The sequence below is a fragment of the Bradyrhizobium sp. CCBAU 45394 genome (assembly GCF_028128655.1).
Taxonomy (GTDB): Bacteria; Pseudomonadota; Alphaproteobacteria; order Rhizobiales; family Xanthobacteraceae; genus Bradyrhizobium; species Bradyrhizobium diazoefficiens.
Genome location: NZ_LBIX01000166.1, coordinates 130,560 through 143,413 on the forward strand (window position 1 = coordinate 130,560; position 12,854 = coordinate 143,413).

Annotated in this window: 13 protein-coding genes; 7 read left to right on the top strand and 6 right to left on the bottom strand. The window is 65.8% G+C overall.

Annotated features, from left to right (window positions below; all coding sequences use genetic code 11):
* The first annotated feature begins 111 nt into the window (after positions 1-111).
* From WN73_RS23670 to WN73_RS23690, 5 genes are all read left to right on the top strand, one after another.
* The gene (locus WN73_RS23670) at positions 112-882 is read left to right on the top strand and encodes a MotA/TolQ/ExbB proton channel family protein (RefSeq protein ID WP_271555095.1); all 771 of its coding nucleotides are present in this window, start codon (positions 112-114) and stop codon (positions 880-882) included.
* Positions 879-1,550: a hypothetical protein gene (locus WN73_RS23675; protein ID WP_271555097.1), complete on the top strand. Its 672-nt coding sequence runs from the start codon at positions 879-881 to the stop codon at positions 1,548-1,550. Before WN73_RS23670 ends, WN73_RS23675 begins: the two co-directional genes overlap by 4 nt.
* The gene (locus WN73_RS23680; protein WP_028173396.1) at positions 1,543-2,148 is read left to right on the top strand and encodes a hypothetical protein; all 606 of its coding nucleotides are present in this window, start codon (positions 1,543-1,545) and stop codon (positions 2,146-2,148) included. Before WN73_RS23675 ends, WN73_RS23680 begins: the two co-directional genes overlap by 8 nt.
* Positions 2,149-2,265: 117 nt before the next feature.
* Positions 2,266-3,006 carry a metallophosphoesterase family protein gene (locus WN73_RS23685; RefSeq protein WP_011088429.1) on the top strand — a complete coding sequence of 247 codons (741 nt, stop codon included), beginning with the start codon at positions 2,266-2,268 and terminating at the stop codon, positions 3,004-3,006.
* Positions 3,007-3,012: 6 nt separating this feature from the next.
* Positions 3,013-4,446, top strand: coding sequence for a serine/threonine protein kinase (locus tag WN73_RS23690; RefSeq protein WP_028173397.1), 1,434 nt, complete (start codon positions 3,013-3,015; stop codon positions 4,444-4,446).
* A gap of 26 nt (positions 4,447-4,472) precedes the next feature.
* Here WN73_RS23690 and WN73_RS23695 read toward each other — a convergent pair whose 3' ends face one another.
* From WN73_RS23695 to rpe, 3 genes are all read right to left on the bottom strand, one after another.
* Positions 4,473-4,664 carry a hypothetical protein gene (locus WN73_RS23695; RefSeq protein WP_028173398.1) on the bottom strand — a complete coding sequence of 64 codons (192 nt, stop codon included), beginning with the start codon at positions 4,662-4,664 and terminating at the stop codon, positions 4,473-4,475.
* Positions 4,665-4,688: 24 nt separating this feature from the next.
* The gene (locus tag WN73_RS23700) at positions 4,689-4,868 is read right to left on the bottom strand and encodes a hypothetical protein (RefSeq protein ID WP_028173399.1); all 180 of its coding nucleotides are present in this window, start codon (positions 4,866-4,868) and stop codon (positions 4,689-4,691) included.
* A 304-nt stretch (positions 4,869-5,172) separates the two neighbouring features.
* The gene (gene rpe, locus WN73_RS23705) at positions 5,173-5,874 is read right to left on the bottom strand and encodes a ribulose-phosphate 3-epimerase (protein WP_011088426.1); all 702 of its coding nucleotides are present in this window, start codon (positions 5,872-5,874) and stop codon (positions 5,173-5,175) included.
* Positions 5,875-6,128: 254 nt separating this feature from the next.
* Here rpe and WN73_RS23710 point away from each other — a divergent pair, with 254 nt between their 5' ends.
* Positions 6,129-6,911, top strand: coding sequence for an EF-hand domain-containing protein (locus WN73_RS23710; protein ID WP_011088425.1), 783 nt, complete (start codon positions 6,129-6,131; stop codon positions 6,909-6,911).
* A gap of 155 nt (positions 6,912-7,066) precedes the next feature.
* Here the strand turns inward: WN73_RS23710 and WN73_RS23715 are convergent, their stop codons facing one another.
* Together WN73_RS23715 and WN73_RS23720 are read right to left on the bottom strand one after the other, a co-directional pair.
* Entirely contained in the window at positions 7,067-8,065 is a 999-nt protein-coding gene (locus WN73_RS23715; RefSeq protein WP_028173400.1) for a P1 family peptidase, read from the bottom strand.
* 59 nt (positions 8,066-8,124) lie between these two features.
* Entirely contained in the window at positions 8,125-10,950 is a 2,826-nt protein-coding gene (locus WN73_RS23720) for a PAS domain S-box protein (protein ID WP_074076787.1), read from the bottom strand.
* Positions 10,951-11,175: 225 nt separating this feature from the next.
* On the opposite strand from WN73_RS23720, the gene WN73_RS23725 reads away from it, so the two are divergent.
* Positions 11,176-11,562, top strand: coding sequence for a response regulator (locus WN73_RS23725; protein WP_028173402.1), 387 nt, complete (start codon positions 11,176-11,178; stop codon positions 11,560-11,562).
* A gap of 92 nt (positions 11,563-11,654) precedes the next feature.
* Here the strand turns inward: WN73_RS23725 and WN73_RS23730 are convergent, their stop codons facing one another.
* Positions 11,655-12,773: a branched-chain amino acid ABC transporter substrate-binding protein gene (locus tag WN73_RS23730; RefSeq protein WP_011088421.1), complete on the bottom strand. Its 1,119-nt coding sequence runs from the start codon at positions 12,771-12,773 to the stop codon at positions 11,655-11,657.
* Between the last annotated feature and the right edge of the window lie 81 nt (positions 12,774-12,854).

Below are 12,854 nucleotides of genomic sequence, written 5' to 3' on the forward strand. Positions count from 1 at the left end.
AAATTTCCCAAGCCGGATTGGGCATGGGTCTTTGGACCGCGTGCGGCGGCTTTGATCTAATCGGGGTGGAATCGTTGCAGGACAATCCCTGCAAGCCAGGAGCGGTGCAGCATGAGTTCGATGACGATTGGACCGATCGCAGGGTCTGCTGCCGACCCGTCCGAGCGCAGCGCGCTCCTGTTCTGGATGATCTTCACCGGGCTTTCGATCTTCGCCGTCGTGCTGTTGTGGCGCTTCGGCCTGATCCACCTGATGCTGACCTCGGACCGGACCTACATTTCCAGCGTGATCGCGCTGCTCTATGTCCTCACCTGCGGCCATTGCTTCCTGCGCACGCGGGCGATCGCGCGGGAGGGGGCGGCGGCGCGGCGCTGCAGGGCGGCGCTCGCGGCGCCCGGCGGCAGCAAGCTGCTCGATGCGAGCGCGACGGCTCTGCCGCGCGGACTGGTGCGCGATCATATCGACAGCCTGGTCACCAAGGCCGCCGCGCAGCATTACCGGCCGGTTGACCAGACGCTGCTGCTGCGGACGCTGGCCGACCGCCTGCGCGGCTCCAACGGCTTCGGCGCCTTCGTCTCGGACACGCTGATGAAGCTCGGCCTGCTCGGTACCATCATCGGCTTCATCATCATGCTGGCGCCGATCGCCGGGCTGGATGCCGCCGACAAGGTCGCGATGCGGTCCTCGATGGGGCTGATGAGCGACGGCATGGCGGTTGCAATGTACACGACGCTGGCGGGCCTCGTCGGCTCGATCCTGGTCCGCATCCAGTACTACATGCTGGACGCCGCGACCCAGCGGGTGTTCTCGGATGCGGTGGTGCTGACCGAGACGTACGTGACGCCGGTGCTGGAACGCAAGGGCGCCGGAATCCCGTCATGATGGATGATTTCGGTCTCTATCCGCGCGAGGAGCCGTTCGATCCCCTGGGCGTGATGCTGTTCAAGGCGCTCCAGGTGATCGCGTTCCTGTTCTTCCTGGCGCTGCTTGCGGTCTCGCCAGATGCGAAGGACGGCAAGATCGACTCCAAGGCCGAGTTCATGATCACGCTGGACTGGCCGGACAATCACCCTGACGATCTCGACCTGTTCGTGCAGGATCCGGCCGGCAACATCGCCTGGTATCGCCATCGCGAGGCCGGCTTCCTCACGCTCGACCGCGACGATCGCGGCGGGGCCAACGATTTCATCATCGTCAACGGCAAGAAGATCGCTTCGCCCATCCGCGAGGAGATCGTCACCGTGCGCGGCATCGTTGCCGGCGAATACACCGTCAACGTCTCCCACTTCGTGGCCACGACCGGCCAGCCTGTGACGGCCAATGTGAAGGTGCAGAAGCTCAATCCGACCGCGCAGGTCATCTTCGACAACAAGTTCACGCTCGACCACACCGGCGACGAGAAGACCGCGGTGCGGTTCCGGCTCGATGCGGAAGGCAAGGTCGTCAATGTGGACCAGCGGCCGAAATCGCTGCTGGAGACGTTCCGCAGCAGCTGGCGCAACGGCGCCGACGTCGATGCGAAGACCGGTGTGAGGATACGCCGTGAGTAACCTGCAGACGGTCATCCTCACGCTGTCGGTCGCCTATGCCGTCATCGGCGCGCTGCTGCTGGTCGTGCTGGTCTATGCGCGGCTGCACTGGGCGCTGAAGGCGGTCGCGGTGGTCGTGACCAGCGCTTTCTACGTCGTCAGCTTCACCGAAATGCGCGGGCTGCTCGGCTGGGCCAGCGCCGACCGGCTGCCTGCTGCCTTCAAGCTGCTACAGGCCCGCATCGTCGAGCCGCATTCGCTGGAGGGCGATCCAGGCTCGATCTATCTCTGGGTCGAGCAGCTCGACGAGGACAATCGTCCGAGCGGCATCCCCCGGGCCTTCCGCGTGCCCTATGACGACCGGCTGGCCAACAAGACCCACGCGGCGCAGAACGAGATCGCGGCCGGGCATCCGCAGGGCGGCCGCGCCGCGGATTTCGGCGGTGGCGAGGGCAGCTTGATCGACATGGTCCGGGAATATGTGACGCCCAAGACCATCCTCGAGACCAGCGGGGGCGATTCCTCGACCGGCGAGTTCAACGCCCCGCCGGCCGGTGCGCAGGGCGCGGTATTCACCCCGCTGCCGCCGCCCCGGATGCCGCCGAAGGACGAGCAATAGACCCTTGACCATCGCGGCGGGGGCACGCTGGAAAACGGCCCCGCGCTGGCGCATCTTCTTGACGTCCCTCAATTTGGCCTTATCGGCTTTCGATAAGAACCTGAGGGTGGAGGGTGCGTGCTTCTCGCTGTCTTTTCGGATATCCACGGCAACCGGCAGGCGTTCGAGGCTTGCCTGAAGGTTGCCCGTGCGAAGGGCGCAGAGCGGTTCATCCTGCTCGGCGACTTCGTCGGCTATGGCGCCGATCCGGAATGGGTCGTGGATACCGCGATGGAGCTCGTCGCCGGGGGCGCCGTGGCCGTGCGCGGCAATCACGACCAGGCGGTCAATTCCTCGGCCGAGACCATGAATGCCGAGGCGCAGATCGCGATCGAATGGACCCGCGGCCGGCTTGATGCCGCGCAGCGCCGGTTCCTGGCCGAATTGCCGATGCTGGTGGCGGACAGCGACCGGCTGTTCGTGCATTCGGAAGCCTCCAGTCCCCAGCGCTGGCACTACGTCCGCTCGACGGCGGATGCCGCCAAGAGCCTGATCGCGACGCCCGCCCATGTCACGTTCTGTGGTCACATTCATCGTCCGGCGCTCTATTCGATGTCGGTGACGGCGAAGATGACGAGCTTCGTGCCGAAGACCGACGTCCCGGTGCAGCTTTTGCGCGGACGGCAATGGCTCGCCGTGCTCGGCTCGGTCGGCCAGCCCCGCGACAGCGATCCATCCGCATCCTTCGTGCTGTTCGACACGGTCTCGTGCCAGATCACCTATTGCCGCGTGCCCTATGACATCGCGAGCGCGGCGAACAAGATCCGCGAGAACGGCCTGCCGCCCTGGCTCGCCGACCGGCTGTCGCAGGGACGCTAGAGGCCGATGCCGAAACCCCTGGTCAAATCAGGCGCGGAGATCAACGGCTACACCATCGGCGAATGCGTCCATGCCGGCGGCATGGCGACGCTGTGGACGGTCACCCATCCCGGCATCGACGTCCCGCTGCTGATGAAAATTCCGCGGGTGTCGGAGGGTGAGGACCCCGCCGCGATCGTCTCCTTCGAGATGGAGATGATGATCCTGCCGCGGCTCGCGGGCCCGCACGTGCCCTCGTGTTTCGGCACCGGCGATTTCGCCCACCAGGCCTATGTCGTGATCGAGCGCATCCCCGGGACCACGCTCTACAAGCGGCTGGCCGACCTGCCGCTGCCATACGAGGAGGCGCGGCTGCTGGTCGCGAAGATCGCGACCGCGCTCGCCGATCTGCATCGGCAGAACGTGATCCATCACGACATCAAGCCGAGCAGCATCATGTTCCGCGAGAGCGGCGAGGCGGTGCTGATCGACTACGGCCTGTCGCACCACAACCATCTGCCCGATCTCCTGCAGGAGGAGTTCCGCCTGCCTTACGGCACCGCGCCCTACATGGCGCCGGAGCGGCTCCTGGGCGTGCGCGACGATCCGCGCAGCGACCTGTTCTCGCTCGGCGTGCTGCTCTATTTCTTCACGACCGGCGAGCGGCCGTTCGGCGAGGGCGAGACGCTGCGCGCGATGCGGCGCCGGCTGTGGCGCGATCCGCACCCGCCGCGCGCACTGCGCGCCGACTACCCGCCTTGGCTCCAGGAGGTGGTGTTGCGCTGTCTCGAGATCGAGCCGGTGCGGCGCTATCCGACCGCGTCCCAGCTCGCCTTCGATCTGACCCATCCGGACCAGGTCAGGCTCACGACACGCTCGGAACGGATGAAGCGCGACCCCCTCGGCGTCGCCTGGCGGCGCCGCTTCAACCAGGGCGTCATGCAGCCGCGCGCGAAATCGGATGTCGCAGCCCAGATCGCATCGAGCCCGATCCTCGCGGTCGCGCTCGACACGGCGGAAGGTGCGCCCGAGCTGAACGAGGCGCTGCGCGTCACCACCGAGCGCATTCTCGCCACGCTGCCCTCGGCGCGGCTTGCCTGCCTCAACGTCCTGAAGCTCAACCGCATCGCGATCGACCGGACGCTGGACGAGCAGGGCTCCAACAAGCATATCGACCGGCTGGTGGCGCTCCGGCATTGGGCCACGCCGCTGAAGCTGGACGAGAGCCGGCTGTCGGCTCATGTGCTGGAGGCGGTCGATCCGGCCGCTGCGATCCTGGAATTCGCCGAGGTCAACCACGTCGACCACGTCATCATCGGGGCGCGGCAGGGCTCATTCAGGCGCACGCTGCTCGGCAGCGTCTCGGCCAAGGTGGCCGCGGAAGCGGCCTGCACCGTCACCGTGGTGCGGCCGCCGCGAATGGCGGGTGATGAGGCCGATGCCGGCGAGGCGGCGGGATAGGCGCGCCCGGCGTCGCCGAGAAGAGATCAGGCCGCGTGGGCGGTATGGCCGGTGCGCCTGCGGCGGATGGGCCAGGAGAATTGCGGACCGGGCTCGCCGTGATCCGCGCTGCCGCCGAAATACTGGATGATCTCGCGGCAGGGCTCGCAATTGAACAGGTTACGCGACGCGGATGCCTTGGTCATTTCCTTCAGGCAGTTCGGGCAATGCGGTTTCATGGATTTGATCCGGAAAGGAGGTTCTCAGTGTCGGCGCTGCGAGGGCAACGAATGGTCGAGCTCCGAATTGTCGAGCTCGGCATCGTCATCCATGGCGCCGTCGGCGCGCTCGAGGCGGCCGAAGAAATAATCGAGGCTCGGATGCGGGCGACGCGGAATCCGGCACCTGCGCTTCGGCTGACATTTTACGACCGCGATCTGCATGGACGTCAGCCCCGGCGATGAAGGCGATGGACGCGAGCGGAACGTGCCGCAACCTTCTCCGGTCCGACCGTTGGGCCAAACACCACAAATGCACTGAAACCAAGCCACAACGCCACGCCAGTCCAAACCAGGGTCGTCGTCATGATGTGCTCCCGTCAAAAGCAGGCAGGAGCCAGTAGCGGTGATTTGCGCGAATCAGTGAAGCCCGGATGAGTACGGGTCGCAGTTGCAATTTTAGGCATCGCGCGCTGCGGCACCCGTAAGAGCCGCAGGTTTTCGCCGCTCGTGCAGAGTCCGATGCGGCTCAGATGGCTTCGCCGCGGGCGCCTGCGGCGGCATTGCGGATCGCGGCAATATTGGTCCTGTAGGCGTCCTGCGTGCCGCCCCTGAACACGGAGGTGCCGGCGACGAAGGCGTTGGCGCCGGCCGCGGCGAGCGCGCCCGCGACGTCGGGACCGACCCCGCCGTCGACCTCGATGTCGATCGGACGGCCCGCCGTCATCGCGCGGATGTCGCGGATCTTGCCGATCGCGGAGGGAATGAAGGCCTGGCCGCCGAAGCCGGGATTGACCGACATCACCAGCACGAGATCGACCAGGTCGATGACGTATTCGAGTACGCCGATGGGCGTGCCCGGATTGAGCGAGACGCCCGCCTTCTTGCCGAGCGCGCGGATCGCCTGGAGCGAGCGGTGCAGATGGGGACCTGCTTCCGCATGGACCGTGATGTGGTCGCAGCCGGCTTTGGCGAAGGCCTCGAGGTAGGGATCGCAGGGCGAGATCATCAGGTGCGCGTCGAACACCTTCTTGGTGTGCGGGCGCATCGCCTTGATGACGTCGGGGCCATAGGAAATGTTCGGGACGAAGTGCCCGTCCATCACGTCGAGATGGATCCAGTCGGCGCCGGCGGCGTCCACCGCGCGCACCTCTTCGCCGAGCCTGGAGAAATCCGAGGCCAGGATCGAGGGGGCGATTGCCAGGGGGCGGGGGGTGAAGGCTTGGGTCATGGCGCTGTTTCCCGTGGCGGCCGGAAGAGGAATGGGCCTCGCCTAACATGGGCCTTCGTGGCGGGCAATGCAGGACAGGCGCGCTGCCTGTGGGCGGAAATTTCTGCCGTCTGCGGCACGAATTGCCGATATCGCCGGGCCGCGCCAGGTGCGCTGGAAGCGGAATTCATTGAGCTTTTCGCGCTGGCACGGCGCTTGCTGACTTCCTCCCCGGAACATTGACCGCGGCATGCCGCATCGGTTGGAGTTGTGCAATGCTGTTTGCTCTTGGCGCCGTCTCGACGGCGCTTGACGCGATCCAGTCGCTGACGAACCCGAAATCGTCGTCGTCGACGCAGAAGACGGGATCATCGCAAAGCGCGCCGACCAATCCGTTCGCGATCGACAGCGGCAGCAACAGCACGAGCAGCGGCGCGACCTCGTCGGCCAACTCGGGCAATTGCTCGCAGATCGCGCCGGAGACGATGAGCGCGCTGATCGCCGCGCAAAGCCAATCGTCGGACGGCACCAGCAGCGCGACGACCTCGACCTCGTCGAACTCGTCGTCCTCGACCCGCCGGGACGCTGCGCTGAAGGACCTGTTCTCGCAGATCGATGCGGACGGCGACGGCAAGATCACCAAGTCCGAATTCGAGAAAGCGCTGGGAGCCGGCGGCACCAATCTGGCGCAGGCCGATGACGTGTTCTCGAAGCTGGATTCGAATTCCGACGGCAGTGTCAACCTCGACGAGATGTCGAAGGCGCTGAAGAGCGGCCATCGCGGCCATGCCCACGGTGCCAGCGGCTCCGGCGAGGGATCGGATTCCTCCTCGAAGCCGAGCGGCGGATCGACCTCGACCACGACGACCGCCGCCGACGGCTCGACCACCACCACCGTCACCTATGCCGACGGCTTCAAGATGTCGACGACGGTCCCGGGCGCCTCCAGCTCCCCTAATTCGGCTTACGATCTGTTCGCGCAGTTGATGCAGCGGCAAGGCGGGCAGGGGCAAGGCGCCTCAGCGACCGCCGGCTCGTCGATGTCGATGAGCGTGTGAGCCAAGAACGCTCTCTCGCCAAATTGCGCTGTCATGCCCCGCGAAAGCGGGGCATCCAGTACGCCGCGGCCTTTCGGTTCAATCACAACCGTCTCTGGAATACTGGATCGCCCGGTCTTCGCCGGACGATGACACCTGATGTGACGGGCGTTCAACTACCCACCAAACCGGTCCCGCCATGCCGGCTGCGCGCCGCCGAACGGCAGCGCGGTTGCGCAATACACGCCGCGTGCGATTGCGCGCGCGACCACGTTGGCGGCGACGGTGCCGAGCTCGGTGAGGCCGACCAGCGGCTCGATCGACTTCTCGCAGGTCGCAGCCGCGTACAGCACGTCGCCGTCGGTCGGTGCATGCACCGGATAGATGGCGCGGGCGAAGCCGGTGTGGGCGATCATCGCCAGCCGCTTGGCCTGGGGCTTGGTCAGCACCGCGTCGGTGACGACGGCCCCGATGGTGGTATTTTCGCGCGCGCTCGCGGCGGGACCGCCCTTGATGCGCATGCGGAGCATGTCGTCGGTGAACTTGTCGGGCAGGCCGCGTCCGCCGTATTCGCCGTCCACCTCGAACGGCGCCGCCCAGAACCACGGCCCGTTGCCGACGGTGACACTGCCCACCGCGTTGACGGCGACGATCGCCGCGACCTTGACGCCATCAGGCGTCACCGCCGAGGCTGAGCCGAGCCCGCCCTTGAACGTTGCGGTGGTGGCACCTACGCCCGCGCCGACGCTGCCGATCGCGAAGTCCGTGCCGGCGGCGGCTGCCGCGGCGTAGCCGAGGTCGCGATAGGGCGAGAAGCGTCCCCAGGCCTTGTCGCCGCCGTTGAGGAGATCGAACAGGATCGCGCCCGGCACGATCGGGATCAGGGCTTCGCGAACCCGGTGACCGCGGCCCTGCTCGGCGAGCCAGGCCTGCACGCCGCCGCCGGTATCGAGGCCGAAGGCGGAGCCGCCCGACAGCGCGATCGCGTCGACGCGTTCGACGGTATTGGCGAGATCGAGCAGTGCGTCCTCGCGCGTGCCGGGGCCGCCACCGCGGACGTCGATCGCCGCGACCGCGGGGGAATCGAAAATGATCGCGGTCGTGCCGGAGGCGACTTTGGCATCCTCGGCATGGCCGACGCGGACGCCGGCGATGTCGGTCAGCAGATTTTTCAAGGTGGCCTCGCGCGCTGATGAGGAGTTCGCTTCTGCGATAGCGCAGAGATGCCGCAGGCTCAACTGGCGAGCGCCGTTCTGAGCATCTTGGCCAGCTCGGACTTGCGGTAGGGCTTGGCCAGCAGCAGCACGCCGGAGTCGAGCCGGCCGTGATGGACGATGGCGTTCTCGGTGTAGCCCGAGGTGAACAGCGTCTTCAGATCGGGGCGGCGGCGGGCCGCTTCATCGGCGAGCTGGCGGCCGTTCATGGCGCCCGGCATGATGACGTCGGTGAAGAGCAGGTCGATGTCCTTGTCGGCGTCGATGATGGTGAGGGCGTCGGCCGCGTTGGCGGCTTCGAGCGCGGCGTAGCCGAGGCTCTTGATCTGGGTCACGACATATTGCCGTACCAGAGCGTCGTCCTCGACGATCAGGATCTTCTCGCTGCCGCCGGCGACGGGCGCGTTCTGGAGCGCCTCGAACTCGGTCTCCTGCACGCCGGTGGAGCGCGGCAGGTAGATCTTCACGCTCGTGCCGTGGCCTTCCTCGCTGTAGATCTTGATGTGGCCGCCGGACTGCTTGACGAAGCCGAACACCATGCTGAGCCCGAGGCCGGTGCCCTTGCCGACCTCCTTGGTCGTGAAAAACGGATCGAACACCCGCTCGATCAGATCGGCCGGAATTCCAGTGCCGGTGTCGCTGACCGCGATCATCACGTAATTGCCGGCAACGATGTCGGGATTCATGCTGGCATAACCGTCGTCGAGGAAGACGTTGCGGGTCTCGAGCACCAGGGTGCCGCCGTCGGGCATGGCATCGCGCGCGTTCAGCGCGAGGTTGAGGATGGCGGTGGAGAGCTGGCCGGGATCGACCAGTGTCGGCCAGGCGTCCTCGGTGAGCTGGGGCATGATGGTGATCTGCTCGCCCAGCGTCGGATGCAGCAGCTTGGCGGCCTCGAGCGTCAGCGCATTGACGTCGATCTCGCGCGGCTGGAGCGGCTGCTTGCGGGCGAAGGCGAGCAGGTGCTTGGTCAGCTGCGCGCCGCGCTCGGCGGCGTCGTCGATCAGCTTGGTGATGGCGGCGAGTTCGGGACGATCGGCGACCGCATCCGCAAGAATACCGATCGTGCCGGTGATGACGGTCAGCACGTTGTTGAAGTCGTGGGCGACGCCGCCGGTCAACTGGCCGATCGAATCCATCTTCTGGACCTGCCGGAGCTGAGCTTCGGCGGCCTGCTTCTCGGTGAGGTCGCGGCCGATGAAGAAATGGCGCCGCACCGGCTCGGACCAGGTGCCCATCCAGTTCAGCGTGACCTCGTGACCATCGTAGTGATAGTAGCGCGCCTCGAAGCTGCGCTTGACCGCGCCGCGCCGGGCCGCGCGCATCTCGCTGCGCGTCTTCTCGAGGTCGTCAGGGTGGATGAACTCGATCGCACTGTGCCCGACCATGTCGTCCGGGCTGAAGCCGAGGATGTCCTTCACACTGGGGCTGACCTGGATGAAATTGCCGAAACCATCGGTGACCAGGATCAGGTCCTGCGAGGTCTCGAAAATGCGCTGGCGCTCCTCGATCTCCCGATTGAGCGCCATCTCCGCTCGCTTCCGCTCGGTGACGTCGCGGGCCACCTTGGACGCGCCGATGATCTTGCCCTCGGTCGATCGCAGCGGGACCTGGCTCAGCACCACGTCGATGGGTTGACCGCTCTTGTGCAGCCGTACGGTCTCCTGCTGGTCGATGACCTCGCCGTTGCGGGTGCGGGCCAGATTCTCGGCGACATCGTCACGCTGATCGTCCGGCATGATGATGTCGATGGAACGGCCGACCGCCTCGTCGGCGGAGTAGCCGAAGACGCGCTCGGCCGCGCTGTTCCAGGTCGTGATGGTGCCGTCGAGCGACTTGGTGATGATGGCGTCGTTGGAGGATTCGACGACGGCGGTGAACAGCCGCTCGCGCTCGGCGTGATAGTCGCGCTCGGCGTCCGATCGGCGCTTCAGCGCGCCGACCATGCTCGCGGTCTGCGCCTGGAGGCGGACATTCTCGACCAGGAGCACCGCGAGCACGAAGGTCGCCGCGCAGAGGCCGTAGAGGCGGCCGACGTAGAAGCCGAGATCGAAGCGCGCGACGTTCACGATCGCCGAGAGCGCGATATCGAACAGCCAGGCGCACATCACGACCATGAGCCAGACGTCGATCACCGAATGCGGCCTGCGGAACCAGAGCGAGACGAGGGCGGCAAAGCTGAGCGACCATACGAAGGATACGACGCCGATCATGTCCGGCATGTAGTGGCCGTCGCGCAGCAGGACCGGGAGCAGATCGTGCCAGGCGGTGACGATCCAGGCGAAGACGGCCATGGCGGCGGCGACGCCGAACACGATGGCGCAGATCGCCCTGATTGTCGTGCCGCGGATCCTGGCGCCGCCGTCGGCCTCCTTCAGCCAGGCATAGCCCAGCACGAACACCGGGAAGCCGCCGTGCCAGATCATATAGAGCCAGACCGTGGTTTGCCCGCCCGCGCCGAAAAGTCCGGTCGGGGTGAACAGTCCGGGGAAGGTGAGGGCATGAACCAGCGCCGCGGCGGCGGTGAACAGATAGCCGCTCGCGAGCCACAGCAGCGCGCGGGTCCGCAAGACCGAAAACTGCGACAGCAGCAGCACCGCGGTGACGATGTCGCTTACGGCGAGGGCCGATTGATAGCTCGCGACAAAGGCCGGGACGGGCAGGAGCGGGGTACCCGCGAAAGGGACGGCCAATGCGAACAGGATTGCGGATATGCCGACGATCGCCAATGCGGCGGTGCGGTCGGTCGAGGTGGCCGGCAGGGTCGAAAGGAATGTGCTTCGGTCGATCGTCGCGGGCACGTCCACCTCTCGCAGACCGGTCTTCGCCATTTTCATCGACGTCATTCGGATCCCCGCAGGCCGGCGCTATGGTAGCGGGTTACGGGCGCACATCTTGAACTGTTGCGGCCGCGACTCAACCGAAGGTTACAGATTACTTAATTCTGGTGGGACCACGGAATAGGGGTCGGGTAAGATGCGCTTTACTGGACGGTGCCATAATGCCCTCCCGCCGGAGTGGGTTCCAGGTTTGAATCATCGATTTTGATCGATATCCGGGAGTTCTTCCCTATGCCCCGTGTTCTCATCATCGACGACCAGAAGGACGTCCGTGCGATGGTCGCGATCGTGCTTCGGGTCCATCGCTTCGAGGTCGCGGAGGCCGAAAGCGGTGCGGCCGGGCTGAAAACCTTCGCGGAAAGCCCGTTTGACGTGGCGATCGTCGATATCTTCCTTGGCGACACCAGCGGCGTCGACGTCATCGCGAGCCTGCGGGAGCGTGCGCCGGGCCTCCCCATCATTGCGGTGTCCGGGATGACGGCGCTGGATTTCATGGAACAATCGCCTCACCTTGCCAACGTGGTCTGCCTGCAAAAGCCGTTTCGGCCGAACGATCTCCTGCAAGCGCTGCGGAAGGCCCAGGCCGCGGCGGGCGGCGAACTGCCCGCAGCTGTCTGACCCTTGTCCAGGACGCTTGCCCAAGAAGAACGCCCCGGGCAAGCCGGGGCGTGATGATGCTTGGATAACGGCCTTGGGGCCCGGCAAGCGCGTTAGGTGCCGTTGCCTTTGATCTCGGCGTAGCCGCCCTTGGCATCCCATTTGTAGACGACGTAGTCGATCTGCTTGATGTCGCCCTTGGCGTCATACTCGATCGGGCCGATCACGGTGTCCCACTTGCCGGCCTTCATCGCCTCCATCACCTTCTTGGCGTCGGTGGTGCCGGCCTTCTTGGCCGCCTGCGACCAGACCTGCATCGCCGCATACGTGTAGAGCGTGTAGCCTTCGGGGTCGATGTTCTTGGCCTTGAAGGCATCGACGATCTTCTTGGCGGTCGGCTTGTTGCGCGGATCGGGGCCGAAGGTGAACAGCGTGCCTTCGCCGGCCGGGCCGGTGATGGAGGCGTACTCCTTGTCGGCGAGCGCGTCGCCGGCCATCAGCACTGTCTTGAGACCCTGGTCGCGCATCTGGCGCAGGATCAGGCCGCTCTCCTGATGGTAGCCGCCGACATAGACGAGATCGATGTTGTCGCGCTTCAGGCGCGAGACGATCGCGTTGAAGTCCTTGTCGCCCTTGTTGTAGGACTCGTACATCTTCTCGGTGATGCCGGCCTTGTTGAGCGCCTTCTTGGTCTCGTCCGCAAGACCCTTGCCGTAGGTGGTCTTGTCGTTGAGGATCGCAATGTTCTTGCCCTTGTAGTTCTTGGCGATGTACTGCGCCGCGATCAGGCCCTGCTGATCGTCGCGGCCGCAGACGCGCGCCACGTTCCACAGCTTGCGCTCGGTGAAGAGCGGGTTGGTGGAGGCTGGGGTGATCTGGAGGACGTTGCCGTCTGCATAGGCCTCCGAGGCCGGGATCGACGACGACGAGCAGTAGTGTCCGGCGACGAAGGGGATCTTGGCGCCGGCGATCTTTTCCGCAATCGAGCGCGCCTGCTTGGGATCGCAGGCATCGTCCTCGACGTTGAGCGCGAGCTTCTTGCCGTTGATGCCGCCGGCGGTGTTGATATCAGCCACGGCCATCTCGGCGCCGTTCTTCATCTGGCGGCCGAAGGCGGACTCTGTGCCTGTCATCGGGCCTGCGACTGCGATGGTGACATCCTGCGCGAATGCCGCGCTCGACAGCGCGATCGACGCGCCGAATGCCAGACCGATGAGCTTCAGTGATTTCATGAGATACCTCGCGGGTGGTCGCCTGTGGAAGTTGCCGGGCATGCCCGGTCCAAACCGGCGCCATTCTTGAATGAATTCGAG